Genomic DNA, 24,015 nt, shown 5'->3' with positions numbered 1-24,015 from the left:
ATAAAGGAAAATAGAGGTGAAAAAAGTGACAGAAAAACGATCATTGGTTTCCATGCAAGAAGAAGTAGATACCTATATCCAACAATTCAAAACTGGCTATTTCAGCCCATTGGCGCAAATGGCTCGTTTGACAGAAGAAGTCGGCGAACTGGCGCGAGAGATCAATCATTATCACGGGGAAAAAGCCAAGAAAGCTTCGGAAGGACAAAAAACCGTTGCGGAAGAATTAGGGGATGTATTGTTTGTCACTTTGATCATGGCCAATTCATTGAACATCGACTTGACTGAGGTATTCGAAGAAAATATGGAGAAATTCAATCGGCGGGATCGCTATCGTTTTGAACGCAAAGATGGAAAAACCGCAGAAATGGAAAAAAACGATGAAATTAAATAAATTACCGGAAGAATTTACAAAAGCTTCGCCCGTTTTGAAACAAATCGAAGAAGCTGGTTATGAGGCATATTTTGTTGGTGGGAGCGTTCGGGATGCATTGTTGGGACAACCAATCCATGACGTAGATATTGCGACCAGTGCTTTTCCTGCAGAAATCAAAGAAATTTTTAAACGGACCATCGACATTGGGATTGAACATGGGACCGTGCTGGTTCTTCATGAAGAGGAACAATATGAGATCACAACTTTTCGAACAGAATCAACCTATCAGGATTTTCGGCGACCAGACCATGTAGAGTTTGTTCGTTCCTTAGCAGAAGATCTGAAAAGGCGAGATTTCACGATCAACGCCTTTGCTTTAAAAGAAGATCATACGATTATTGATTTGTTCGATGGCTTATCGGATTTGGATCAAAAAATCTTGCGAGCAGTAGGCAACCCTCATGAACGGTTTCATGAAGATGCGTTACGCATGATGCGAGGCCTGCGATTTATCAGCCAACTGGGTTTTGAGATGGAGCAGGAAACTTTTTCAGCCATTTATGAGAACCATGCCTTGTTAGAAAAAATTTCCATCGAACGAATTTATATTGAATTCAATAAATTGCTTTTAGGAAATTACCGAATCCGAGCAATCAAGAACTTTGTTGAAACTGAATGCTATCAGTATTGCCCAGGATTCAGGGACAAGGGAGCAGAGCTGCTGAATTTTGCTGATTTACCTCCCCAAAAAATTGCGACGGAAGCTCAGGCATGGGCGTTATTATTGGATCAGCTTTTAGTGAAAGCGGAAGAAATTCGTTCCTTTTTAAAAAAATGGAAAGCTTCAAATGAACTGATTACTCATACTCAAGCGATTTTTTGCGGGATGCAGCTTCGCAAAGATCATTTTTGGCAACCATTAGAACTTTATCATCTTGGCAGTTTTGCTTTATCAGCAGAAGAAATGATGCCATATTTTTCGGTCGAATCCGACCAAATGGCAGTGGAGGCAGCGTTAGATGATTTACCCATCCGTTCATTAAAGGACCTCGCCATCAACGGACGGGATTTATTGACGACCTTTGATTTAAAATCCGGAAAATGGGTCAAAGAAGTGTTGACGTGCTGCGAAGAAGCTGTGGTATTAAGAAAAATTAAAAATACACGTTCTACTTTGATTGAATTTGCAAAAAAACAGTTGGAGGGAGAAAAATGAATCCCAACAAAGAATTTACCGTCACTCCTGAATTGACCGCTTTAGCAGTTGGTTCAGGAGGACTAGACGTTTTAGCGACACCAGCCCTAGTGACAATGATTGAAAATACGTGTTATAATTACCTTGAAGAACTTCTGAGTAAAGAGGAAACCAGCGTTGGTGTCCAAATCACGCTTCATCATATTGCCCCTTCAAAGGTGGGTGCGCAGATTCAAATTGTGGTGAATACCATCACAGACGAAGGAAAAAAAGTCGGATTTCAGTTTGAAGCTTTTGAGAATGGTCGAGTAATCGCCCGTGGGGAGCATCAGCGAGTGATTGTAAATGCTCAGAAATTTTTATCAAAACTTTCGTAATGTAAGCATTATCTAAACGATTGTGCATTAGGTATGCTACACTAAAAACGTAAAACATAAAGTGAGGAGATCAAAATATGTCAAGAGAAATGAAAGCACTAAAATTTTACTTTAGAAATGGAGAAACATGGACGATTGAACGTCGTCACATCGGTGATCTATGGATCAAACAAATTACGACTAGTTATGGACGAATCAATGGAAGCGAATTCGTAGAAATCCATCCATGTGCTGGTTTTAAAATTGAAATTTTCCAAGAAGGCGATCATGTTGCCACGCAAGATATCAATCTTGGCGGTTTGGAATTAGGCATGTTTTCTCGAGCATTAAAATATGAAGACATCGAACGGATGGAAATTTTATTCCGCACGGGAACCCCAGATTTAGTTTACTTCCCATACAAAGACAAAGATACAGAAGGATTGGATAATGTTTATCAATCCACAAAAGTCAGTGAAAAAACAAAGAGTCTATATATCGTAATCGATCCAACGCAAACTGTTGATGAAGTTTATGGTGAATTTTTTTAATTAGACTGCAGTAAGAATTGATCCGAGCGAAGATGTTCGGATCAATTCTTTTAATTTTGAAATTTTTTTCGTCAAGTAAAACTACTTAACAAAATCCATAAAAAGACTAGCGTTCACGAAAAAAACATGATATTATATTTAGGTCTGAGAGAGATCTTGGAGAATGCTAGTGAATAGGGGAGGGAAAACAATGCGCGTAAACATCACATTAGAATGCACTTCTTGCAAAGAACGCAATTATCTAACAAGCAAAAACAAACGTAACAGCCCTGACCGCTTGGAAAAGAAAAAATATTGCCCACGCGAAAGAAAAGTTACTTTACATCGTGAAACTAAATAATTTTTATTTGGCACTTGAAACCTGTTTTTACGGCGTTTCAAGTGTTTTTTATTTGTTAACCGATAGAAAATAAAAAAATCCGCTCATCATGGACAAACGGATTTTCTAAGAGAAAGTAGATAAAAATCTGTATAAACTTAGTTGAGTTTTTCTTGAATATCTTCAACCATCTGAGTATAGGCGATTGGTCCATTGTAGAGCCAACTGCTCTCAGGTCCAAATTCCCACAAATGATTGTTTTTGACTGCGGGGATGTTTTGCCAAATTTGATCGTCAAACATGGCAGCACCCGTGTCACTATTAACAAGAATCAAATAATCTGCATCAAGCTGAGCGAGTTTTTCTAATGAGACTGCGGACCAGTCAGAAGTTGCTGATTGACTGATTTCCTTGGTGAGATTGGGTACTTCAAAGCCTAATTGGTCATAAAGTAAATTACCGCTGGAGCGGTTTTCAGCGACCATGAAGGCAGAATTGTTGGTCACCCATAAAACGGCAGCCGATTTTCCGGCAATTTTGTCTTTTAATTCTTCTTTTGCTTGTTTCACAAGAGCTTCGTAATCTGTGATCACTTGGTCTCCTTGTTCATTTTTATCCAGAACGTCGGCAATATCTTTTAATTTTTCCTGCCAAGTGACATCTTCACCATTTTTTACTACATAGGTTGGCGCGATTTTATTGTATTCTGCATATTTGCCGCCTTCGACCATCGAATTAGATTCAATCAGCAGCAAATCTGGTTCAAAACTCAATACGTCTTCATACGGCAGATCAAAATTGATTGTCGGAACATCTTTTAATCCTTCTTGTAAATAGGTTTGAATGGATCCACTGCCAACTGTCCATTGGGCAACTGGTTTGACGTCAAGAGCAACGAGGTAATCTTCCAGATAGCTGCCGATGATTCGTTTCGGGTTGTTCGGGATAGCTACTTTGTGATCCAAAGCATCGGTTTTTGTTTCACTTTTTTCAGTAGAATCATTTTTTTGAGAGCTGCAACCGGCAAAGACGAGGGTGCTTAATAAAAGTACAGGCAGAATCATTTTTCTTGTTATTTTTTTCATCTTGGATTCCTTTCGTAAATGAGAACTGTTATCAATTATAAATACTAACAAACTCAAGGGGAAAGTCAATCATTACTTTCTATTAAATCCTGTAAAATCAATTCTTCTCCTATTGACGAATGAAAAAAATAAGGGGATAATTGAGAACGATTATCAACAATACATAGGAGATACCAATGACGGAATTAAAAACGATTGATTTATCAGTCGGTTATCAAAAACAAAGAATTATAAAAAATTTAACCTTAAAAATTCCAGAAGGACAGATTATAGGCTTGATCGGACCTAACGGCAGTGGAAAATCCACTTTGTTGAAGGCTTTAGCTCGGATTTTGCTTCCCCACGAAGGGACTGTTTTTTTGGATGGTGAAGCGATTCAAACCATTGCAACAAAAGAAGTAGCGAAAAAAATCGCCATGCTGGCACAAGCTAGCGATAGTTCCATCGGCTTGACGATTGAAGAAATTGTTTCCTATGGTCGCTTTCCGTATCAAAAAGGCTTTGGACAGCTGTCCAAAGCAGATTACGAAGCAATTCACTGGGCGATTGAGGCAACTGGGTTGGAAAAACTGGCAAACAAAACGATTCAAACACTATCAGGCGGACAAAAGCAACGAGTTTGGATTGCAATGGCGTTGGCACAAGATACTGATATTGTTATTTTAGATGAACCAACGACCTTTTTAGACCCTGCTCATCAATTGGAAATTTTACAATTATTGCAAAAAATCAATCAAAAGCATGAAAAAACCATCATCATGTCGATTCACGATTTGAATTTGGCTTCTCGATTCTGTGATTATCTTTATGCGTTAAAAGAGGGTGAGATGCTGACCTGTGGAACTCCTGAACAAGTATTGACAAATGACTGTTTGCAACAGTTATTTGAAATTGATGCCTGCTTAGGAACTTTTCCTGACAGTACCAAACCGTTAGTAATAAGTTATGAACTGCGAGGAGCTGCTTATGAAACGGAATAAAATGTCGCTACTTATCGGAGGCCTTTTTTTAGCCTGTCTGCTTTTATTTTATTTTTCTTTGACAAATGGGGCAGTGACTATTTCCAGACAAACTGTTTGGGAGGCGCTTTTTCAATTTGATCCGCAAAATCAGACGCAGCAAATTATCCGCAATTTACGTTTGCCACGAGTCTTGGCTGCCTTTTTGATTGGCGGTGCATTTGCTGTCAGCGGGGCATTGATGCAAGCTGTCACGAAAAATCCTTTGGCTGATTCAGGATTATTGGGAATCAATAGTGGAGCTTCCCTGGGATTGGCATTAAGTTTTGTTTTCTTTCCGACACACGAGGCAACAGCGGTTTTATTTTCATTTTTTGGTGCATTAGGGGCAGCGGGTTTTATTTTCTTGCTGACACGTTTTTCAACCGTCGGGCTTTCGCCGGTTCGATTAGTTTTAGCGGGAGTGGCAATAAGTTCTCTGTTTTCTGCATTGAGTCAATCTTTGTCCCTCTTTTTTGATCTTCAGCAGGATATCGCTTTCTGGTTTATTGGTGGCGTGGCAGCAATTACTTGGAGTCGCTTTTTCAATTTATTGCCTTTTTTTGTTGTTGCGATCATCGGAAGTATTTTTTTATCTGCACAATTGAATGTGTTGACGTTGGGGGATGAAACTGCGATTGGTTTGGGAAAAAATCCCTCTTTTATCCGCGGATTTGCCTTAGTGCTGGTCGTTTTATTGGCAGGAACTGCCGTTTCACTGGTTGGTCCAATTAGTTTTATTGGATTGATGGTTCCTCATGTAGCGCGTCATTTTTCAGAAAGTTATCGTAAAATCGTGCCCTTAAGTATTTTGATGGGGGGCTTTCTGGTTATGCTGGCAGATTTTTGTGCCCGCTTAATCAATCCCCCTTTTGAAACGCCATTTGGCTTGTTGATTGCAGCCATTGGTGTACCTTTCTTACTCTACAAAGTAAGGAGGACAACCCTATGAAGAAACAGACGATTGGTGTAGTTGGTGTTTTGCTTTTGGTTTTTTGTGCCAGTTTGATGATTGGAAAAACGACGTTGGATTTTTCAGAGGTAGCAGCAATTTTTATGAAGGAAGCCACACCAGCACAAACACTGATTTTTTGGAATTTTCGTTTTCCTCGGAGTTTGATTGCCTTAATCGGCGGTTGCGGATTAGCATTTTCCGGTTTTTTATTGCAAGGAACGACCCGAAATGACCTAGCAGATGGCAGTATTCTCGGTATCAATAGCGGTGCTGGATTGTTTGTGATGGTATATCTGGGATTTTTTGCACAGGGTTCTCTTCTTATTTTGCCGATGCTTGCTATGGCGGGAGGAATTTTAGCAGCTATTTTAGTATTTGGCATTGCTTTTCAACGTAAAGAATTTTTATCAATGGAAAAAATTCTTTTAGCCGGAATCGCTGTCAATGCTGGTTTTAGCGCATTGACTTTATTATTAACGATCAAAATTTCTAAAGATAGTTATTCCTTCGTCACTTCTTGGCTTGCCGGTTCAATTTGGGGAACGACGTGGAGTGCAGTTACGACGTTGATTCCGTTTCTTCTTATTTTTACAATTTTTGCTTATCGTAAAGTACCAATGCTGACAATTTTAGGCTTTGGAGAAGAACGAGCAATGAGTTTAGGCATAAAGGTCAATCGGGAACGAATGATTTTATTGGGGACAGCAGTTGGACTGGCAGCCTGTTGTGTTGCATTTACCGGGAGTCTCGGTTTTGTTGGTTTATTGGCTCCGCATATCAGCAAAGCATGGCTTAAACAAGAAACTCGTAGCAGCTTCTTAATAAGCGGTGCAATAGGCGGCATATTGGTTTTAGTAGCAGATATTATCGGACGGATTCTTCTTACCAGCGGAGAGATTCCTGCGGGGATTATTATTGCGATCATTGGTGCACCGTATTTTTTATTTTTATTGTTGAGAGATCAATTTTAACTAGCAAACGGCGGATTCGTGTTCTGTCCGTTTGCTATTTCTACTTTTTTTCGATACTATTCACTTATGGGAGCGTTGATGATGAAGAAAGAATTACGAAAAAAAAGCATTGAGAGCTTACAAAAACTTGCGCAAAATGCAGAAGAAAAAAAAGCCAAAGAAAAACAGATTTTAGCTACTTTTTTTGCAAGTGCTTTATGGAAAGAAGCTAAAACAATTGGTCTGATTCGTTCCGTGGGTTTTGAATTTTCCACCGATGGGATTTTTACCCGAGGATTTGAAGAAAAAAAACAATTGGTCGTACCTAAATCATTGAAAGACCGTCGATTGATTTTTTATCATGTCACACCAAAGACTCGTTATGAAACGTCTACATTTGGGGTGGAGGAGCCATTGAGCGATTTGGAGGCACCAAAAGATACGATTGATTTATTGATCGTTCCGGGACTGGTTTTTTCCAGTGAAGGTTATCGAATTGGTTTTGGCGGTGGCTATTATGATCGCTATCTCCAAGATTTTTCTGGCAATACTTGTAGTTTGGCTTTTAAGGAACAGTTAGATGATTCTTGGCAGCCGGAGCCGTTTGATGTACCGATCATGAAACTATTTACAGACAATTAAAAGGAGATTTTATGGATTATCAGACACAACTAAAAACAAAGCGCTGGTTGAACAAACCCTTTATCACCTATGGATTTTTAGGTATTCAAACAATCGTTTTTGTGATAACCGCGTTGTTTCCACACTCATCTTTAGAAAGCAGCGGGGTCATGTTTGGTCCCTTCGTTTATTTTTATCATGAATATTGGCGTTTTGTTACACCGATTTTTATTCACTTTTCATTGCTTCACTTTGCAGTAAATTCCATTGTCTTATATTTTATCGGACAGCAGGTTGAAGCAATCTACGGACATTGGCGTTTTTTGATTTTGTATCTATTGAGCGGGGTTCTGGGAAATGCAATGAGTTTTGCTTTTAATACCGCCGGCGTTCAATCTGCCGGGTCCAGTACTTCGATTTTTGGAATTTTTGGCGCCTTTTTGTTGCTAGGGTATTATTTCAAACACAATCCGGCAATCCAAGGAATGGTGCGGCAATTTGCTCTTTTCGTTGGAATGAGTCTGCTGTTTGGTATTTTTGATCAGTCTATTGATATGTGGGGGCATATTGGCGGCATCATCGGTGGATTATTAATTGGGAATATCTTAGCATTACCGAAAAATCATGGGAAATTCTCTATCCATGCACGAATTATATCTGTTTTGATTTTTAGTTTTCTTATCGTGCTTTGTCTTGTTTACGGGTTAAGAAAATATAGTTTATTGATTGGGTAAAAAAGGATGTCGGCCTTTGAGGGCTCTTTGTCAATAAGGACTGATGAGTTGTGCAAAATCAAATCTGGGTCAGAATGAACCTCATTCTGGCTCAGATTTTTTTGTTATCTTACATTGATTAATTGATTGATCAAAAAGATTCTAATTCTCATGTTCTCAAATGATTTAAATCCGTAGGATACTCGTTTCATTGTCTTTATGTGGGTATTCTTCGCTTCTATTTTTCCATTGGAATAAGGATAGATCATCGCGTTGGTGATGCCTTCTTCATAGGTCAGAAGGTTTTGAAGCTTCTCCCGAAAGCCGTCATCTAATGTTTCGGGAAGTTCTGCCAATAAGGAGAAAAACAAGTCAGGGTCTTTGTCTCGAAAGGTTTCAACTAATTCATGAAAAATGGGATATGCCTCCTTAAGGGGCGTGGAAAAGCCAAGCAATCGATCGATCATCATCGCTTCAGTAAGAAACGGGTATTTTGGCGCTCGGAAACTTTTCCATGTTTTGTATTCATAATGGTTAATGTTTGCACGATTTTTTAGCAAAAAGCGCCAGTTCTTTTTCAGTTTTTCTGCTTGGCTTTTCTGTCCTGCTTTACGAAGTTCATTCATTTCACGGATACGCAACTCATTGAACGCCTGATTCATGTGTTTGACAATATGAAACCGATCAATCACTACTTTCGCATTTGGTAGAACACGTTTGGTGAGCTGGAAGTAGGCGGCGTTCATGTCTGTAACTAAGAATTCTACTTCTTCTGGATTGGTACAGCCTAAGAAATAGCTTGTTAATCGAGGCAATTTACGCGTAGGCAAGACATCAATTAATTTTCCTGTTTCGCCATCTGCACAAATAAAACTCATTTTATCTTCTATGGAAGTGTGCGAACGAAATTCATCAACCATCAATACTCTGGGGAGAATCTTCTTAGATTGCTTTGGTAAATAGCTTTTAAACTTTTTCAATGTACGAATAACGGTGGTCAAAGATACCTGACAGCTTTTCGCAATAAAAGATAAAGATACTTTTTCAGTCAGTAAAGAAGCAATTTTATATCTAACATGATCTGCGATTGAATGTCTGGGTCGGACAAAATAACTTTGAGCAGTCCAATGGGTTCGACAGTTCTTACAGGTATAGCGCTGCTTTTTTAGGCGCATAACCATTGGCATATGATTGTATTGTTCAAAACGGACAATAGTTTCCTTTTTTCCATTTTTCACTATAATTGCTTTCCCGTTTCCATCTACCACAGTAGAACCACAACTTCTACAAGCACGAGGAGCAGGCGAGAGAACAGCATCGACGATTAACGTCTTTTCCTTCTGAAAGGTCTCGTAAGAGACCTCTTTAATCATCAAATCTTTATCTATTATTCTCAGCATTTTTTTGATAGAATCATTCATATAGCATATCGTCCTCTCAGTCTGTTTATTTTGTGGTGATTTAATCATACTAGAGAACGATATGTTTTTTAATACCTAAAATGAAAATGGGACTGAAGAATCAATTCTGATTCATCAGTCCCATAAATTATAGAGCCCCTTTGAGCTGACATCCTTTTTTTAAAATTTTTAAAACAGAATCAGAAAATATCCATGGGTACGAAAGAATAGCGATCAGGTTGGTAAGAAAACGAACGCGGATAGAACCACTTAACGCCTATGCTATAAACTTGCGCATTATTGGCAGCTTGGATATCGGCATTAGAATCACCAAAATAGACCGCAGTTTCTGTCTTTGCTTGAAAATAATCCAGAGCTTTTAGAATTCCTTCTTGATGAGGCTTTGGCTGGATCACATCATCCCCTGTCACGCTAAATGCAACGACTTTTTCTAACCCTAAAAACTGCATTGAAATATCATAGGAAATTCTGCCTTTACCCGTCACGACTGCGATATTTTTTTTGCTGGCAGAAAGTTTCGCCAACATGGCTGTGATTTCAGGATTTTCTTTAACCAATTTACTATGTTCTTGTTGATAAATACTGTAATAAAGTGCGAGAGCATCTGAAAAATCATCAGGATTTGTCAGATTATTCTTTATTATGCCAGCTTCACTCGGTCCAAACCAACTTTCAATTGTCTGATTGGAGAGGGAGACACCATTGTATTTTATAAACACCCGTCGAAAACTTTCAAAACAAATTGGCAGCGTATCCGCCAGTGGTACCGTCAAAATCAAAAATAAATGTATTGTATCGTTTCAGCAAGTCCATACTCCTAATTCCTCCAAATCATTTCTTTGACCATTTCTCTAAGATTATCGGCATTTTCGACCAGCTCCACGCAATACTGGCTAAGCCGATGATCGCCAGTATCAACCCCAAGATGCCCATTTTATTTTCTTCTTTTCTTGCGTTTGTAATGAGTATGACAGCCTTCTATTCTTGAGATAGCGTTTTCAAATAATCTTTAGAAATATTTAGAGGATGAATTGAATAAGTTTTGCTCTTTGCAGGTGCTCATCCTATAATGAAGAGAAGATAAAAAAGAGGAATACTCACTCTACCAAAGTAGTAAGTAATCGTGGAAACTACGTAACAGAAATCATTGGAAAAAGAAAGCTTAGGAGGGGAAAATGGATCAAAAAACAATTATTAAAGAATGGTTTGAGTCATGGGTAACAAAAGATTTTTCTAAAATTGAGGAATATTTTATTGAGGACATCTATTACCGAGAATGCTATGGGCCGATTTATTGTGGACTGTCACAACTATCTCAGTGGATAGAATTGATGAAAGCAAAGCAAGATGTTTTGGAATGGCGGATTGATCGAATTTTTGCGGTCCAGTCTGATATTTTTGTTGTTGAGTGGTACTTTCGTGCGCGGGAAGAGCAGGAATACGCCTTTGATGGGGTATCAATAATTGAATTTAAGAAAGAAAAAATCAAGAAGTTGACAGAATATCAGGCAAAACATGAGACATATCGTCCGTTTGGGTGAATGAAAACTATCTATTTTTTCCAGTGAAAATCCAAAGTAATTTTTGGTCGAAATAAATCATAGAAATTTGGTACTTTGATATTTAGAACTGTAGATAGTAAGATAGTAGAGAACTGTTTTCTGCTTTTTTTTGAAATTCTTTTGTACAACAAGAGATTTACTTGTATAATAGTCGAGGAAGTGCTTTATATGGAAACCCTGTACGATGTTCAACAATTATTCAAACAATTCGGAATGTACATTTATGTCGGCAAACGACTGTATGACATCGAATTGATGATGATCGAGTTGCGTAATCTTTATGATGGTCGCGTGATTGATCATGAAACTTATATGACCGCTTGGCGTGTTTTAAAGCGGGAGCATCGCATTGAGGAAAGTCGCGAGAAAGGATAGTTTAGCATGGATAAAAAAATTATTGGTATCGATTTAGGAGGTACCACCGTTAAATTTGCCATCATGACAGTCGATGGAGACATTCAACAAAAATGGAGTATTGAAACCAATATCTTAGATGATGGATCACATATTGTTCCAGATATTATTGAATCAATCAATCACCATTTAAATCTTTACGATATGAAAGCGGATGATTTCTTAGGAATCGGTATGGGGACTCCAGGAAGTGTTGACCGGGAAAAAGGAACTGTTGTGGGTGCCTACAACTTAAACTGGACAACTATCCAGCCTGTTCGTCAACAAATCGAAGAAGGAACCGGAATTCGATTTACTTTAGACAATGATGCCAATGTAGCGGCTCTTGGTGAACGTTGGAAAGGTGCTGGCGAAAATAATCCAGATGTTGTTTTCATCACCTTAGGAACCGGAGTTGGTGGCGGAATCATCGCTGAAGGAAAATTATTGCACGGTGTTGCTGGTTGTGCCGGAGAAGTCGGTCACATTACCGTAGATCCTCATGGATTTGAATGTACCTGTGGCAAGCGTGGTTGTTTAGAAACTGTTTCTAGTGCTACGGGAGTCGTTCGAGTAGCACGACATCTTGCTGAAGAATATGCTGGCGATTCCGAACTGAAAAAACGGTTGGATGATGGTCAGGATATCAGTTCAAAAGATGTTTTTGAATCAGCAGAAAAGGATGATCCTTTTGCATTGATGGTTGTAGACAAAGTTTGTTTCTATCTAGGATTAGCTTGCGGAAACCTTGGAAATACGCTGAATCCTTCAAGTGTTGTTTTAGGTGGCGGCGTATCTGCAGCAGGAGAATTTTTACGAAGCCGAGTAGAAAACTATTTTAAAGAATTTACATTTCCACAAGTGCGCAACAGCACTCAGATCAAACTAGCAGAATTAGGCAATGAAGCCGGCGTTATCGGAGCAGGTTCATTGGCATTGCAATTTGTAGAATAGAGAGGGTAGAAGTGAATGAGTCCTTTAGCTTGGATCAATATTATTTTATTAGCGATTTTACTAGCGATCGGAGCCAATGAATTGTATCTACGTATCATGGCAAAACGTTCCGCAAAAGTTTTAACAGAAGAAGAATTTAAAGAAGGTATGCGAAAAGCTCAAGTGATTGATGTTCGGGAAAAGGACGAGTTTGATGCAGGACATATTTTAGGGGCACGAAATATCCCTTATTCCGTTTTGTCGAATTCTTACAATAGTATCCGTAAAGATCAACCCGTTTATATTTACGATCAAAAAAAATCGATGAGTATTCGTGCGGCGAATAAATTAAGAAAACAAGGCTACAAAGATATGTATTTGCTAAAGGGCGGCTATCAAAGCTGGACGGGCAAAACAAAATCTAAGAATATTTAAACAAGAAATCACTCTGAAAAGGGTGATTTTTTTTGAAAAAGCGCAATGATTTTGTGGTTCTTTTTGAAAATGCTACACTTTAAGTGGAGGGGATCGAAATGATCAAATTAAAGAGAATTTATGAAGAAGCAGAACCAACTGACGGATTTCGGGTACTGGTTGATCGCATTTGGCCTCGAGGAATAAAAAAAACAGAGGCTAAATTGGATGAATGGTTAAAAGAGATTGCGCCAACGACAGCGTTGCGAAAATGGTTTAATCATGAATCGGGGAAGTATCCAATGTTTCGAGAAAAATATCTTGCAGAATTAAAAATATCCCCTGCTAAAGAAGCAGTGACTATTTTGCAAGATGACATCCAAAAATATCCAACGGTCACTCTTTTATACGGTGCCAAAAATCAAACCGAGAACCAGGCAGTCGTACTAAAAGAATATTTGGAAAGCCTATGAAAATTGGGATTGTAGGTGCAGGACCTCGAGGCTTGTCTTTGTGTGAGCGCTTAGTGGTAAATCATTCTGCGGCAGATGAACCAATAGAAATTTTTCTTTTTGATCATGTGGGGATTGGCGGCAGCGTTTGGCGAGAAGAGCAATCCAAAAATTTAAAGATGAATACCGTTGCTCAGCAAGTGACTTTATTCACGGATGATCGCGTAGATATAATGGGAAAAAAAAGAAATGGCTTGGATCTTTTTCAATGGAGCAAGCAACTTGGTTATGAATTTATCAAAAGAAATGGCGGCAAAGAAAAACAGTATTTTATGGAAGAAGTATTGCGGCTGAAGGAAAACGATGTCACGAGCAGGGCGCTTTACGGATTCTACCAACGATGGTTTTATCAACAGTTACGGCAACAACTCTCCCCAAAAAAACAAGTGACTTTTTTTAAGACTAAAGTTCTTGCGGCACTTCCTCATAAACAAGGCTTTTTAGTAACCACGGAGCATCAGCCACAGGTTGTAGATCAATTGGCACTGGCTACTGGGTATTGGCAAAATGAATGGACTAAAGAAGAAACGGAATTTTTTCAATACGCGAAAAAACACGGCTTAATTTACCAATCGCCAAGTAATGCAGCCGATGTCGTGGTGGACTCGATTCCAGAAGCGCAGCCGATTTTTTTTCGGGGATTAGGATTGGCATTTTTTGATTATCTTAGTTTGTTTTCTTTGCAACGAGGTGGAAAATTTGAAGGAGAGGAAAAATTGCGGTACATCCCTTCAGGCAGAGAGCCGAAAATGTATGCCGTATCTAGACGAGGGGTCCCTTATTTTCCTCGAGGCAAAAATCAAAAAGGATGGGGAGAAGCAGCGAAACCTCATTTTCTGACTCCTGAGTACTTAAATAAAAGAAAACAATCTGCAGAAGTTCCTTCTTTTTTTGATAACATGAAAAAGGAAGTGGAGCTGGTTTATTATCGACAACGAATTCTTGAAGAAAAACTGCCGATTGCTGTTGATACATTTACAAATCAGTTTATTGAAAAGGGCAGAGAAATCCTTTCAACATTTCCTTCGTTGGATAAACAGCGTTGGAATTGGGAGAAGATAGCTGATCCGGCGCGGTTTTTCACAGAATCCTTTCAACAAGAACTGATAGCTTATTTGCAGTGGCAAATTAGTGAGGCGAAAAAAGGAACCATAGATGGGCCGGTAGCTGCAGCAATTGACGTCTGGAAAGATTTGCGAGACCCGGTGCGGTTCATGCTGTTTCATAATTTGTTCAGTAAGGAAGAATTAGAGTGTATGTGGCAATGGTTTGTTCCCTTAGATGCTTTTTTAACAATTGGTCCACCGTTGGAACGAAGTGAAGAGTTGCTTGCGCTGATTGAGTCGGGTATTTTGACGATTCTTCCGCCCAAAACGCCTATTAAATTGTTAGATGAAAAATTTTCTGTTTCTTTAAATGGACAAAAAATTTTATCTGACACATTGATTGAAGCAAGATTACCAGATACACAGCTTTTTGCTACAAGAAATCCTTTGCTGAAAAATCTCCGCCAACAAGGATTGGCAACATCTTTTACTTATTCAGGCAAATTGAAGACTGGTGCATTGGCTGTTGAAAGAAAAACCAATCGTGTGTTGACTTCAAAGGGAATTCCCCAGCCAAACCTTTATTGTTTTGGTCTTCCAGTCGAGGGAGAAGACTGGTTGACAGCAAGCGTTTCCCGTCCAGGAACCAACGCATGGAATCTCCGTCAGGCAGATAAGATTTCTCTATTACTAATGAAAAAGAACCGCTGATTAGTGAAATCAGCGGTTCTTTTTAGCGAGCAACACGTTTGCGCATTGCTTTCTTACGATTTTCTTCGATCATCGCTTCTTTTTCATCGATTGGATCGATCACTTGTTTTTTGACAGCGAAGACAAATCCTGCTGCTGCCGCTACGGTTGCTAATGTGCCGACTAAGACACCTGAAGCAAATTTTTTCATCGGACTCACTCCATTCCCTATCTTCTTCTTTCATTATGACGGAAACTGCGAAAAATGAAAAGTTAAAACACTTGCAAAAACGTTGAAAATATTTAGTAAATATTATATAATAAATTTACTAAATAAAAAGTGAGAGGTGTACGATGAAAAATTTACAAGAGATCTTCAAAGAAAAGTTTGGAACAGAACCAACAGGCGAATATTTTGCGCCAGGAAGAATTAATTTGATTGGTGAGCACACGGATTATAATGGTGGTTTTGTTTTTCCGGCAGCTATCACAATTGGAACATTTGGTGTAGCAAAAAAACGGGAAGACGATCTCGTTCGTTTATATTCGGAGAATTTTCCTGAAAAAGGAATCATCGAATTTTCAATCAATGATCTGCACTATAAAAAAGAGCATGATTGGACAAATTATCCAAAAGGAATGATGCATTTTCTAAAAGAAGACGGACATGCAATCGACACTGGGATGGAAATTGTTTTTTACGGTACGATTCCGAATGGTGCAGGTCTTTCCTCTTCTGCTTCTATTGAACTTTTGACGGGGGTTATTTTAGAAGATTTATTCCAATTGACGGTGAAACGTCTTGACTTGGTCATTACCGGCAAACGAGTAGAAAATAAATTTATCGGTGTTAATTCTGGGATTATGGATCAATTTGCGATTGGCATGGGACAAAAAGATCATGCATTATTATTAGACACGAATACATTGGAATATGAGGTAGTACCGGCAGAATTTGGAGAATACGTGGTTGCAATCATGAACACTAACAAACGGCGAGAATTAGCAGATTCCAAATATAATGAACGGCGAGCGGAATGTGAAGAGGCATTAAGCCGGTTGCAAACCAAGCTCACGATCAAGTCACTTGGTGAATTGGATGAAGAAACGTTCTATGCTCATACAGAGCTTATCGAAGATGACACGTTGATCAAACGAGCAAAGCATGCGGTCACAGAAAATCAACGGACATTAAAAGCGAAGGCTGCTTTAGTCAAAGGAGATTTAGAAACCTTTGGTAAATTATTGAATGCTTCTCATGACTCTTTACAAAATGATTATGAAGTAACTGGTATCGAATTGGATACACTTGTTTCTGCTGCTCAAGCACAGCCCGGGGTTCTCGGTGCGCGGATGACCGGCGCTGGTTTTGGCGGTTGTGCGATTGCCCTAGTCAAAGATTCTGAATGGGAAAATTTTGTTGCCGCAGTGAAGAAGGAGTATAATAATAAAATCGGCTATGCCACAGATATTTATAAAGCAAGCATTGATGACGGGGCAAGAAAACTTTCTTAGGTTACTGAGGCTGTTTTTAGTGGAGCAGGTCGAAAAAAGTGAAAAATTAGTTACCCAACAGACAAAGGAGAAGATAAAATGGCAGTTTTAGTATTAGGCGGGGCAGGTTACATCGGCTCTCATGCTGTTGATCAGCTTATTGAAAAAGGATACGACGTCGTAGTTGTTGATAATTTATTAACCGGACATAAACAGGCAATCCATCCTGCTGCACGTTTTTATGAAGGCGATGTGCGGGACAAACCGTTTTTGCAGCAAGTATTTGAAAAAGAAGCCATCGAAGGTGTCATTCACTTTGCTGCAAGCTCATTAGTAGGAGAATCAGTTGAAAAACCGCTGATGTATTTTAATAACAATGTCCACGGGATGCAGGTGTTATTGGAAGTGATGCAGGAAAATGATGTGAAACATATCGTTTTCTCATCAACAGCCGCTACTTATGGAGAACCAGAAGAAGTACCGATTCGCGAAACAACACCACAAAAGCCTAAAAATCCCTATGGCGAAAGTAAATTAATGATGGAAAAAATGATGAAATGGTGCGACAACGCGTATGGAATGAAATATGTTGCTTTGCGTTACTTTAATGTAGCAGGCGCTAAAGCAGACGCCTCCATTGGGGAAGACCACAATCCGGAAACGCATTTGGTACCGATTATCTTGCAAGTTGCACTAGGGCAACGGAAACAGTTGGCAATTTTTGGGGATGATTATGATACACCTGATGGGACCTGTGTTCGGGACTATGTACAGGTAGAGGATTTGATTGCTGCTCATATCCTTGCATTGGAATATTTAAAAGCGGGCAATGAAAGCAATGCCTTTAATTTAGGAAGCAATCATGGCTATTCTGTCAAAGAAATGTTGGATGCTGCTCGAGAAGTGACAGGAAAAGAAATTCCGGCAAACGTAGCACCACGTCGTGCAGGTGATCCAGGTACTTTGATTGCAGCAAGTGATAAAGCACAGGAAGTATTAGGCTGGAAACCGCAATATACGGATGTAAAAGCAATTATTCAAACGGCTTGGGATTGGCACGTTAGTCATCCAAACGGGTATGAAAAATAGGAGGGAACAGATTTCATGTCAATCAGTCAAACAATCTTTGACTTTACAACTTTAGCCATCCAAGCAGGTGGGTGGATGGATCTTGATCGTCTTTACCTGCATAATCGCTTGTTGGCGCTAATCGGAGAAGATTCGCTGGGTGAAACTATCAGCCAAAAACCACAACAGTCATCAGTGGAATTGCTGGATCAATTAATTATGCAAGCCCAAAAAAATGGTGTAATCACAGACACACCGCAAAAAGAAATCTTGGAAAGTCAACTGATGGATTTTTTGACACCACCACCATCAGTTGTCAATGCACTTTTTGCCCAACAATATGCAAAAAGTCCGCAAGAAGCTACCGATTACTTTTTCGAGTTATGTAAAACAAACGATTACATCAAAACTCGTGCTATTGCAAAAAATATCGTTTTTCCAGTGGAGACAGAATACGGAGAATTGGAAATCACTATTAATCTTTCGAAACCAGAGAAAGATCCTAAACAAATTGCTGCTGCTCGAAATGTGACAGCGGTCAATTATCCTAAATGTATGCTTTGCATGGAAAATGAAGGCTATCAAGGTCGGGTCAATTATCCTGCTCGAACCAATCATCGAATCATTCGGATGAATCTGGATGGGGAGAGTTGGGGTTTTCAATATTCGCCTTATGCGTATTACAATGAACATTGTATTATTTTAGCTGAAGAACATCGACCAATGAAAATCAGCAAGGAGACCTTCGAACGTTTGTTGCGGATTACGGAAGTTTTACCGCATTATTTTGTAGGGTCAAATGCGGATTTGCCAATCGTTGGTGGATCGATTTTATCTCATGACCATTATCAAGGTGGCAGACACACTTTTGCAATGGCAAATGCCCCAATCGAGAAAAATGTGACGTTATCTGACTTTCCAAATGTTCAAGCAGGAATTGTCAAATGGCCTCTTTCCGTTATTCGCTTGCAATCTGCAAAGCAAGAAGAATTGGTGGAGGCAGCAGAATTTATTTTTGAAAAATGGCGTGATTACTCCGATTACTCGGTGGAAATTTCGGCTTACTCGGAAGATGGTACGCCACATCACACGGTCACACCAATTGCTCGTCGTAAAGATAATTTGTTCGAATTAGATTTGGTTTTGCGAGACAATAATGTCTCCGAAGAACATCCGGACGGTATTTTCCATCCTCATCAAGATGTTCAACACATTAAAAAAGAAAATATCGGATTGATCGAAGTCATGGGACTGGCTGTTTTGCCCCCACGTTTAGCTACTGAATTGGTGGAAGTCGAAAAATATCTTTTAGGTGAAGTCAATCAAATCGCACCTTATCATTTGAAATGGGCGAATGAATTGAAAACCAACTATACGTTTACGAAAGAAACAACGGAAGCTATCCTGCGCAAAGAAGTAGGACTGATTTTTGCACGGGTGTTGGAAGATGCCGGTGTTTTCAAACGAGATGAACAAGGACAGGCTGCCTTTGCTCGGTTTATAGAAGTTTTGTGAAGGGAGTAAGGAATGGCTACCATTAAAGATATCGCAGAAAAAGCGGGTGTCTCACCGGCAACCGTTTCTCGCGTATTGAATTATGATCGTGAGCTTTCAGTCGGTCAAGAAACAAAACAAAAGATTTTTGAAGCGGCAGAAGCATTGAATTATACGAAATACAAAATCAAACAGAAAAAAGAAGCGCAGGTTTTTCGTTTAGTCCAATGGTACGAGGCAGAAGAAGAATTGGCGGATTTGTATTATCTCGCAATTCGTTTGGGGATTGAGAATAAAGCAGAAGAATTGAATATCCGCTTGATTAAGGAACCGTTTGATCAGCTTTCCGAAACACAGACGGATGGAACGATTGCTCTGGGGAAATTTGATGGAAAACAAGTCAAACGGTTTTCTCAACTGAATCAGCCGATTCTTTTTGTGGACTATGATGCGATGAGTGAAGGCTATGATTCATTGACGGTTGATTTTCAACAAGCAGTAGATTTGGTAATTGATCATTTTATTGCAGAGGGACATGAGAAAATCGGAATTCTTTCTGGTTTGGAATATACCAAGGGAAACCACAATGAAATTGAAGATCCCCGCTTAACGGCTTTTCGTCGGCGGATGACGCAATTAAAAATATACGATGCGGACAGTCATCTTTCTGCGGAATTTTCCGTGGAAGGTGGTTATCAAGCGATGAAAACTTTTCTTGCAGCGAATAAAGAGTATCCAACCGCTTTTTTTGCTTCCAGTGATGCCTTAGCAATCGGTGCGATGCGGGCGATTCAAGAAAAAGGACTGTCCTTGCCAAAGGATATCTCACTGATTGGCTTTAATGATGTCAGTGTTGCCAAGTATGTGTTTCCAGCACTTTCTACCATTAATGTTCCGACTGAATGGATGGGAGAACTGGCTCTAACTACGTTGCAAGATATTAGTAAAGAAAAAGCTCCCGTTCCTAGAAAAATTACATTGGGAACGAAATTAGTTTTACGGGAATCGACAAAAAAGTAAAATGATAGTAAAAAGCGGCTCGTTTTAGCCGCTTTTTTGTTTTGAAAAACAATGGGCTGTACCTCTTTTTGATTTGTGGTAAAATATGATGGTGTTTAAAGGAAGGGTGCAAAAATGAAAATTTTAGCCATTGATACATCGAATCAATCCTTAGCAATCGGACTGATGGAAGAAGATCAGGTTGTCGGGCAGTTGCAGACAACTGTAAATAAAAATCATAGTGTTACCTTGATGCCGGCAATTGCTGGACTTGTGAAAATGGTGCATTGGAAACCAAAAGAGATTACACGAATCGTGGTTGCACAAGGTCCGGGTTCCTACACCGGTTTGAGGATAGGTGTTACGACCGGGAAAACCTTGGCAGATACGTTGTCTGCGGAGCTTGTGGGCGTATCAAGTTTAGCCGTGATTGCTGCAAATTGTCGCAACATCGATGGGTGGATTTTACCAATTTTTGATGCACGGCGGGGAAATGTCTACGCAGGTGCCTACCAATGGCAAAAAGAGCAATTGATAAATGTGTGGCCGGATCAGCATATCTCCTTTGAAGAACTGAGTGAAAAAGTTCGTGAGCAAAAAGTTTTTTTTGTCGGAGCAGATGTGTCAAAATTTACGGAACAGATTCAGCAGAATTTACCTGATGCTACAATCAATCAAATTCCTGAATGGAACTATCCATCAGGTGTTGTCCTTGCTGAATTGGGGGCAAAAAAACCGGTGACAGCTGTAGATACTTTTTTACCGAATTATTTAAAACGTGTGGAGGCAGAAGAAAAATGGCTGGCGTCTCACGAACCCGGAGATGAAGCGTATGTTGAAAAAATTTAGTCTGTTTATCCAACAATGGCCCTTCAAAAAAAGGACAAACTATCCGACGCGGGTGAAATCAATTCAGGGAACAGACTATCTGGTTCGAGCAATGAAGCGGGAAGATATTAAAGCTCTTTTGCAGGTAGAACGGCACGTTTATGCAGGGGAGGTACCGTGGACACGAGCCGCTTTTCTTTCTGAGTTGTTATCGTCTGTGCCTCATCTGTATCTTTGTCTTGAGTATGGCGGCGAATTAGTCGGATTTATTGGTTGCCGAGTCACTGGAAACGATGGACATATTACCAATATTGCTATTTTGCCTACTTATCAAGGAAGAGGACTGGGTACTTTTTTACTGGAGGAAATCGAGAGCTATGCGCGGAAACAGCGGTGTGAGATTTTATCTTTAGAGGTCCGTCTTGGGAATCGCGATGCCCAACGTTTGTACCGAAAATTTGGCTTTGTGTCACGAACGATTAAAAATGGCTATTATGATGAAACAAATGAGGATGCATTAGATATGGTGAAATACATAAATGAATAAGTTGCAAATTATAAAAGCACAAAAAGAAGAAAGTGAAAAATGGGCAGCATCTGTTTATCATTTGGCAAATGAAGCCTACACCTATCATTCCCCCTGGACACAAGAACAGTTTCTTGAAGATATGAAGACACCGTATAACAATTACTTACTTCTGAAACAAGAAGAAAGACTGATTGGATTTCTTGGGTATCAACACTTGTTATCAGAAGTAGAAATTTCAAATCTTGTAGTTTCGGTGAGGGAGCAAGGAAAGGGACACGGTAAAAAATTATTGCAGCATTTGATTCAACAGCTGGGAATGACTCCAGCAACTATTTTTTTAGAAGTGCGGGTCTCTAACCATGCAGCACAAAATTTGTATCTGACTTGTGGGTTTGAAATTATCAGTCGGCGAAAAGAGTATTATTCGGCACCTGTGGAAGATGCGTTAGTGATGCGTAAGAAAGTAAGGGAAAATGAATGAATGAATTGATTTTAGCAATTGAAAGCAGTTGCGATGAAACAAGTGTCGCGGTCGTAAAAGATGGGGCGATAATTTGTAGCAATATCGTGGCTTCTCAGATTAAAAGTCACCAACGTTTTGGTGGTGTTGTGCCGGAAGTTGCCAGCCGACACCATGTTGAACAAATTACCAGCTGTATCGATGATGCGTTGCAAGAAGCCAAAGTAACTCCTGAAGATTTGACGGCAGTGGCAGTAACCTATGGACCGGGTTTAGTCGGTGCGTTGTTAATTGGTATTTCTGCAGCAAAAGCCTTCGCCTGGGCAAATAGTCTGCCGTTGATTCCTGTTAGTCATATGGCAGGTCACATTTATGCGGCCCGTTTTGTCAAACCGTTGGAATTTCCATTAATGGCGCTGTTGGTCAGTGGCGGGCATACGGAGCTTGTTTATATGGCAGAAGATGGTTCTTATGAAATTATTGGAGAAACGCGGGATGATGCAGCTGGTGAAGCATATGATAAGGTTGGTCGGGTCTTGGGATTGACTTATCCCAGCGGAAAAGAAATTGACCGCATGGCTCATGAGGGACAAGATACGTATCATTTTCCACGGGCAATGATTCATGAAGACAATTTTGATTTTAGTTTCAGTGGTTTAAAAAGTGCCTTTATCAATCTAGTTCATAATGCAGAACAACGGGGAGAAAAACTGGTGCCCAATGATTTAGCTGCAAGTTTTCAGGCAAGTGTGGTTGATGTTTTAACAACAAAGACGATTAAAGCCTGCCAAAAATATCCGGTCAAACAAGTAGTTGTCGCTGGTGGAGTAGCAGCGAATCAAGGGCTGCGAGAAAGTTTGCAGCAGCAGGTGGCATCAACACTGCCTAATGTCGAATTGATTATTCCGCCGTTGAAATTATGTGGCGACAATGCCGCAATGATCGGTGCAGCAGCTCATATTGAATTAAAAAAACGACATTTTGCTGATTGGCAGTTAAATGCTGTCCCAAGTTTATCCTTTTAATAAAATACAAAAAAATCCGGAAAATAGGAACCTGACACGTCACAGTCTTCTGACAAAGACCACTGGACAATAGGCATTTCCTATTCTTCGGATTTTTTGCATAGAATCGAAGCTTTTCTCAATCATAAAAGGTAAACATTTTTTTGTCGTAATCCAACAAGCCTTTTTTCTTCATTTTTTTAATGACCTGACCAGCCGTTTCGCGAGTCGTTCCACTGTTGACAGCTAATTCTTTCAGGGTAATAGGAAAAGGAATCACCGTTTTGGTTGCTTCTTTTTTTCCTAATTCTTTTTTTAAAATGTAAAGATTTTGTGTCACACGATCATGGGCATTTGAGGTCAATCCAGTTTGCAATCGTAATTGGTGGGAGGCAATAATGCCGTTTAATTTTTTTATTAAGTAAATCAGCTGCTTTGGATTATTCTGACAGATCTGTTCAAAAATCTGTGCCGGAAAATAAAAAGTATCAATATCGGTCAACGCTTGAGCACTGTGGGAATATAACTCTTCACGGAAAATGCCCCCCATTGGAAAAACACTGCAATTTGATACATAGTCATAGTAATAGTAAGTGGCGCTTTCATCGTAGCGTTCTAAACGGACAAGCCCTTCAGTGACGAAGTACAGACGATCACGAGGATCGCCCTCATCAAAAAGAATCTGTCCTTTTTTGTACGAGCGTAGCAGGACATTGGCCTTTAAAAGATTAAATTCTTCTTCTGTCAAATGTTCGAAGTCATCCTGATAGCGTAAACGAGAAAATTGAAAATCGGTTTTATCGGTATACATTCATAGCCCTCATCTCTTGGTTATTTCTCTCATATCAATTGTTGCTTTTTTTTAAATGTTTGTAAAGATAAAAATGCAAAGAATATGGCAAAAATTTCCTTTGAAAGGAGCATTAAATAATCAATTCATTCATAATAAATAAAAGATACATAATAGTTGTAAAAATGAATAAAATCTGTTTGTGTATAAAAAAAATATACATAAAAAGGAAAATACTGACATTAGAAAGCGATAACAA

The 24,015-nt window shown here is 39.4% G+C and carries 29 protein-coding genes; 24 read left to right on the top strand and 5 right to left on the bottom strand.

Annotation, left to right across the window (positions count from 1 at the left end; genetic code table 11):
- Positions 1-25: 25 nt before the first annotated feature.
- The 5 genes from BN1875_RS01540 (at position 26) to rpmG (ending at position 2,818) form a co-directional block, all read left to right on the top strand.
- Complete coding sequence (locus BN1875_RS01540; protein ID WP_187115909.1) at positions 26-394, top strand: nucleotide pyrophosphohydrolase; 369 nt, start codon at positions 26-28, stop codon at positions 392-394.
- Complete coding sequence (locus BN1875_RS01535; protein WP_048603118.1) at positions 381-1,592, top strand: CCA tRNA nucleotidyltransferase; 1,212 nt, start codon at positions 381-383, stop codon at positions 1,590-1,592. The genes BN1875_RS01540 and BN1875_RS01535 overlap by 14 nt, the downstream gene beginning before the upstream one ends.
- Positions 1,589-1,948, top strand: a complete 360-nt coding sequence (locus BN1875_RS01530) for a thioesterase family protein (RefSeq protein WP_048603117.1) — start codon at positions 1,589-1,591, stop codon at positions 1,946-1,948. Before BN1875_RS01535 ends, BN1875_RS01530 begins: the two co-directional genes overlap by 4 nt.
- Positions 1,949-2,025: 77 nt before the next feature.
- Positions 2,026-2,478: a hypothetical protein gene (locus BN1875_RS01525; RefSeq protein WP_048603116.1), complete on the top strand. Its 453-nt coding sequence runs from the start codon at positions 2,026-2,028 to the stop codon at positions 2,476-2,478.
- Positions 2,479-2,668: 190 nt separating this feature from the next.
- A complete protein-coding gene (rpmG, locus tag BN1875_RS13445) occupies positions 2,669-2,818 on the top strand; it encodes a 50S ribosomal protein L33 (protein ID WP_082147212.1) in 150 nt (49 codons plus the stop codon).
- A 137-nt stretch (positions 2,819-2,955) separates the two neighbouring features.
- Here rpmG and BN1875_RS01520 read toward each other — a convergent pair whose 3' ends face one another.
- On the bottom strand, positions 2,956-3,882 hold the full coding sequence (locus BN1875_RS01520; protein WP_048603115.1) for an ABC transporter substrate-binding protein: 927 nt from the start codon (positions 3,880-3,882) through the stop codon (positions 2,956-2,958).
- A gap of 176 nt (positions 3,883-4,058) precedes the next feature.
- On the opposite strand from BN1875_RS01520, the gene BN1875_RS01515 reads away from it, so the two are divergent.
- From BN1875_RS01515 to BN1875_RS01495, 5 genes are all read left to right on the top strand, one after another.
- Positions 4,059-4,862 carry an ABC transporter ATP-binding protein gene (locus BN1875_RS01515; RefSeq protein WP_048603114.1) on the top strand — a complete coding sequence of 268 codons (804 nt, stop codon included), beginning with the start codon at positions 4,059-4,061 and terminating at the stop codon, positions 4,860-4,862.
- A complete protein-coding gene (locus BN1875_RS01510) occupies positions 4,849-5,832 on the top strand; it encodes a FecCD family ABC transporter permease (protein ID WP_048603113.1) in 984 nt (327 codons plus the stop codon). Before BN1875_RS01515 ends, BN1875_RS01510 begins: the two co-directional genes overlap by 14 nt.
- Entirely contained in the window at positions 5,829-6,806 is a 978-nt protein-coding gene (locus BN1875_RS01505; protein WP_048603112.1) for a FecCD family ABC transporter permease, read from the top strand. The genes BN1875_RS01510 and BN1875_RS01505 overlap by 4 nt, the downstream gene beginning before the upstream one ends.
- A 78-nt stretch (positions 6,807-6,884) precedes the next feature.
- Positions 6,885-7,427, top strand: a complete 543-nt coding sequence (locus BN1875_RS01500) for a 5-formyltetrahydrofolate cyclo-ligase (protein WP_048603111.1) — start codon at positions 6,885-6,887, stop codon at positions 7,425-7,427.
- Between the two features lie 11 nt (positions 7,428-7,438).
- The gene (locus BN1875_RS01495; protein ID WP_048603110.1) at positions 7,439-8,140 is read left to right on the top strand and encodes a rhomboid family intramembrane serine protease; all 702 of its coding nucleotides are present in this window, start codon (positions 7,439-7,441) and stop codon (positions 8,138-8,140) included.
- Between the two features lie 104 nt (positions 8,141-8,244).
- Here BN1875_RS01495 and BN1875_RS01490 read toward each other — a convergent pair whose 3' ends face one another.
- Complete coding sequence (locus tag BN1875_RS01490) at positions 8,245-9,540, bottom strand: ISL3 family transposase (protein WP_048603109.1); 1,296 nt, start codon at positions 9,538-9,540, stop codon at positions 8,245-8,247.
- 179 nt (positions 9,541-9,719) lie between these two features.
- Entirely contained in the window at positions 9,720-10,319 is a 600-nt protein-coding gene (locus BN1875_RS01485) for an HAD family hydrolase (RefSeq protein ID WP_048603108.1), read from the bottom strand.
- A gap of 396 nt (positions 10,320-10,715) precedes the next feature.
- Here BN1875_RS01485 and BN1875_RS01480 point away from each other — a divergent pair, with 396 nt between their 5' ends.
- From BN1875_RS01480 to BN1875_RS01455, 6 genes are all read left to right on the top strand, one after another.
- On the top strand, positions 10,716-11,081 hold the full coding sequence (locus tag BN1875_RS01480; protein WP_048603107.1) for a nuclear transport factor 2 family protein: 366 nt from the start codon (positions 10,716-10,718) through the stop codon (positions 11,079-11,081).
- 189 nt (positions 11,082-11,270) lie between these two features.
- A complete protein-coding gene (locus tag BN1875_RS01475; protein WP_048603106.1) occupies positions 11,271-11,477 on the top strand; it encodes a YqgQ family protein in 207 nt (68 codons plus the stop codon).
- A gap of 6 nt (positions 11,478-11,483) precedes the next feature.
- Positions 11,484-12,449 carry an ROK family glucokinase gene (locus BN1875_RS01470; protein ID WP_048603105.1) on the top strand — a complete coding sequence of 322 codons (966 nt, stop codon included), beginning with the start codon at positions 11,484-11,486 and terminating at the stop codon, positions 12,447-12,449.
- A gap of 15 nt (positions 12,450-12,464) precedes the next feature.
- Positions 12,465-12,863, top strand: a complete 399-nt coding sequence (locus tag BN1875_RS01465) for a rhodanese-like domain-containing protein (protein WP_048603104.1) — start codon at positions 12,465-12,467, stop codon at positions 12,861-12,863.
- Between the two features lie 98 nt (positions 12,864-12,961).
- The gene (locus BN1875_RS01460) at positions 12,962-13,315 is read left to right on the top strand and encodes a DUF488 domain-containing protein (RefSeq protein ID WP_048603103.1); all 354 of its coding nucleotides are present in this window, start codon (positions 12,962-12,964) and stop codon (positions 13,313-13,315) included.
- Positions 13,312-15,111, top strand: a complete 1,800-nt coding sequence (locus BN1875_RS01455; protein ID WP_048603102.1) for an FAD/NAD(P)-binding protein — start codon at positions 13,312-13,314, stop codon at positions 15,109-15,111. The genes BN1875_RS01460 and BN1875_RS01455 overlap by 4 nt, the downstream gene beginning before the upstream one ends.
- A gap of 22 nt (positions 15,112-15,133) precedes the next feature.
- On the opposite strand, the gene BN1875_RS13355 is transcribed toward BN1875_RS01455, so the two are convergent.
- Positions 15,134-15,301, bottom strand: a complete 168-nt coding sequence (locus BN1875_RS13355) for a DUF3042 family protein (RefSeq protein WP_069959616.1) — start codon at positions 15,299-15,301, stop codon at positions 15,134-15,136.
- A gap of 143 nt (positions 15,302-15,444) precedes the next feature.
- On the opposite strand from BN1875_RS13355, the gene BN1875_RS01450 reads away from it, so the two are divergent.
- From BN1875_RS01450 to tsaD, 8 genes are all read left to right on the top strand, one after another.
- Entirely contained in the window at positions 15,445-16,605 is a 1,161-nt protein-coding gene (locus BN1875_RS01450) for a galactokinase (RefSeq protein WP_048603101.1), read from the top strand.
- Between the two features lie 78 nt (positions 16,606-16,683).
- Positions 16,684-17,673, top strand: a complete 990-nt coding sequence (gene galE / locus BN1875_RS01445; RefSeq protein WP_048603100.1) for a UDP-glucose 4-epimerase GalE — start codon at positions 16,684-16,686, stop codon at positions 17,671-17,673.
- 15 nt (positions 17,674-17,688) lie between these two features.
- Positions 17,689-19,167 carry a UDP-glucose--hexose-1-phosphate uridylyltransferase gene (galT, locus tag BN1875_RS01440; RefSeq protein ID WP_048603099.1) on the top strand — a complete coding sequence of 493 codons (1,479 nt, stop codon included), beginning with the start codon at positions 17,689-17,691 and terminating at the stop codon, positions 19,165-19,167.
- A gap of 12 nt (positions 19,168-19,179) precedes the next feature.
- Positions 19,180-20,166, top strand: coding sequence for a LacI family DNA-binding transcriptional regulator (locus tag BN1875_RS01435; protein WP_048603098.1), 987 nt, complete (start codon positions 19,180-19,182; stop codon positions 20,164-20,166).
- Between the two features lie 114 nt (positions 20,167-20,280).
- Entirely contained in the window at positions 20,281-20,994 is a 714-nt protein-coding gene (gene tsaB / locus BN1875_RS01430) for a tRNA (adenosine(37)-N6)-threonylcarbamoyltransferase complex dimerization subunit type 1 TsaB (RefSeq protein WP_048603097.1), read from the top strand.
- Positions 20,978-21,520, top strand: a complete 543-nt coding sequence (gene rimI, locus BN1875_RS01425) for a ribosomal protein S18-alanine N-acetyltransferase (protein WP_048603096.1) — start codon at positions 20,978-20,980, stop codon at positions 21,518-21,520. The genes tsaB and rimI (BN1875_RS01425) overlap by 17 nt, the downstream gene beginning before the upstream one ends.
- The gene (gene rimI / locus BN1875_RS01420) at positions 21,513-21,983 is read left to right on the top strand and encodes a ribosomal protein S18-alanine N-acetyltransferase (RefSeq protein ID WP_048603095.1); all 471 of its coding nucleotides are present in this window, start codon (positions 21,513-21,515) and stop codon (positions 21,981-21,983) included. Before rimI (BN1875_RS01425) ends, rimI (BN1875_RS01420) begins: the two co-directional genes overlap by 8 nt.
- Positions 21,980-22,987, top strand: a complete 1,008-nt coding sequence (gene tsaD, locus BN1875_RS01415; RefSeq protein WP_048603094.1) for a tRNA (adenosine(37)-N6)-threonylcarbamoyltransferase complex transferase subunit TsaD — start codon at positions 21,980-21,982, stop codon at positions 22,985-22,987. The genes rimI (BN1875_RS01420) and tsaD overlap by 4 nt, the downstream gene beginning before the upstream one ends.
- A 118-nt stretch (positions 22,988-23,105) precedes the next feature.
- Here the strand turns inward: tsaD and BN1875_RS01410 are convergent, their stop codons facing one another.
- Positions 23,106-23,777, bottom strand: coding sequence for a Crp/Fnr family transcriptional regulator (locus BN1875_RS01410; protein ID WP_048603093.1), 672 nt, complete (start codon positions 23,775-23,777; stop codon positions 23,106-23,108).
- Positions 23,778-24,015 lie beyond the last annotated feature (238 nt).

It is taken from the genome of Enterococcus massiliensis (genome assembly GCF_001050095.1).
In the GTDB taxonomy this organism is placed as follows: Bacteria; Bacillota; Bacilli; order Lactobacillales; family Enterococcaceae; genus Enterococcus_C; species Enterococcus_C songbeiensis.
The sequence above is the reverse complement of the archived record's forward strand: the minus strand, read 5'-3'. Positions and strand labels throughout refer to the sequence as shown.

What these genes read in the sequence shown, in the direction of transcription:
- BN1875_RS01470 (WP_048603105.1), top strand. Translation starts at nt 11,484, where the DNA reads ATGGATAAAAAAATTATTGGTATCGATTTAGGAGGTACCACCGTTAAA.
- tsaB (WP_048603097.1), top strand. Translation starts at nt 20,281, where the DNA reads ATGAAAATTTTAGCCATTGATACATCGAATCAATCCTTAGCAATCGGA.
- BN1875_RS01490 (WP_048603109.1), bottom strand. Translation starts at nt 9,540, where the DNA reads ATGAATGATTCTATCAAAAAAATGCTGAGAATAATAGATAAAGATTTG.
- BN1875_RS01475 (WP_048603106.1), top strand. Translation starts at nt 11,271, where the DNA reads ATGGAAACCCTGTACGATGTTCAACAATTATTCAAACAATTCGGAATG.
- BN1875_RS01520 (WP_048603115.1), bottom strand. Translation starts at nt 3,882, where the DNA reads ATGAAAAAAATAACAAGAAAAATGATTCTGCCTGTACTTTTATTAAGC.
- galE (WP_048603100.1), top strand. Translation starts at nt 16,684, where the DNA reads ATGGCAGTTTTAGTATTAGGCGGGGCAGGTTACATCGGCTCTCATGCT.
- BN1875_RS01525 (WP_048603116.1), top strand. Translation starts at nt 2,026, where the DNA reads ATGTCAAGAGAAATGAAAGCACTAAAATTTTACTTTAGAAATGGAGAA.
- BN1875_RS01515 (WP_048603114.1), top strand. Translation starts at nt 4,059, where the DNA reads ATGACGGAATTAAAAACGATTGATTTATCAGTCGGTTATCAAAAACAA.
- rimI (WP_048603095.1), top strand. Translation starts at nt 21,513, where the DNA reads ATGAATAAGTTGCAAATTATAAAAGCACAAAAAGAAGAAAGTGAAAAA.
- BN1875_RS01450 (WP_048603101.1), top strand. Translation starts at nt 15,445, where the DNA reads ATGAAAAATTTACAAGAGATCTTCAAAGAAAAGTTTGGAACAGAACCA.
- BN1875_RS01500 (WP_048603111.1), top strand. Translation starts at nt 6,885, where the DNA reads ATGATGAAGAAAGAATTACGAAAAAAAAGCATTGAGAGCTTACAAAAA.
- tsaD (WP_048603094.1), top strand. Translation starts at nt 21,980, where the DNA reads ATGAATGAATTGATTTTAGCAATTGAAAGCAGTTGCGATGAAACAAGT.
- BN1875_RS01455 (WP_048603102.1), top strand. Translation starts at nt 13,312, where the DNA reads ATGAAAATTGGGATTGTAGGTGCAGGACCTCGAGGCTTGTCTTTGTGT.
- BN1875_RS01460 (WP_048603103.1), top strand. Translation starts at nt 12,962, where the DNA reads ATGATCAAATTAAAGAGAATTTATGAAGAAGCAGAACCAACTGACGGA.
- rpmG (WP_082147212.1), top strand. Translation starts at nt 2,669, where the DNA reads ATGCGCGTAAACATCACATTAGAATGCACTTCTTGCAAAGAACGCAAT.
- BN1875_RS01465 (WP_048603104.1), top strand. Translation starts at nt 12,465, where the DNA reads ATGAGTCCTTTAGCTTGGATCAATATTATTTTATTAGCGATTTTACTA.
- BN1875_RS01535 (WP_048603118.1), top strand. Translation starts at nt 381, where the DNA reads ATGAAATTAAATAAATTACCGGAAGAATTTACAAAAGCTTCGCCCGTT.
- BN1875_RS01480 (WP_048603107.1), top strand. Translation starts at nt 10,716, where the DNA reads ATGGATCAAAAAACAATTATTAAAGAATGGTTTGAGTCATGGGTAACA.
- BN1875_RS01510 (WP_048603113.1), top strand. Translation starts at nt 4,849, where the DNA reads ATGAAACGGAATAAAATGTCGCTACTTATCGGAGGCCTTTTTTTAGCC.
- BN1875_RS01530 (WP_048603117.1), top strand. Translation starts at nt 1,589, where the DNA reads ATGAATCCCAACAAAGAATTTACCGTCACTCCTGAATTGACCGCTTTA.
- BN1875_RS01435 (WP_048603098.1), top strand. Translation starts at nt 19,180, where the DNA reads ATGGCTACCATTAAAGATATCGCAGAAAAAGCGGGTGTCTCACCGGCA.
- BN1875_RS01505 (WP_048603112.1), top strand. Translation starts at nt 5,829, where the DNA reads ATGAAGAAACAGACGATTGGTGTAGTTGGTGTTTTGCTTTTGGTTTTT.
- BN1875_RS01410 (WP_048603093.1), bottom strand. Translation starts at nt 23,777, where the DNA reads ATGTATACCGATAAAACCGATTTTCAATTTTCTCGTTTACGCTATCAG.
- BN1875_RS13355 (WP_069959616.1), bottom strand. Translation starts at nt 15,301, where the DNA reads ATGAAAAAATTTGCTTCAGGTGTCTTAGTCGGCACATTAGCAACCGTA.
- BN1875_RS01495 (WP_048603110.1), top strand. Translation starts at nt 7,439, where the DNA reads ATGGATTATCAGACACAACTAAAAACAAAGCGCTGGTTGAACAAACCC.
- rimI (WP_048603096.1), top strand. Translation starts at nt 20,978, where the DNA reads ATGTTGAAAAAATTTAGTCTGTTTATCCAACAATGGCCCTTCAAAAAA.
- galT (WP_048603099.1), top strand. Translation starts at nt 17,689, where the DNA reads ATGTCAATCAGTCAAACAATCTTTGACTTTACAACTTTAGCCATCCAA.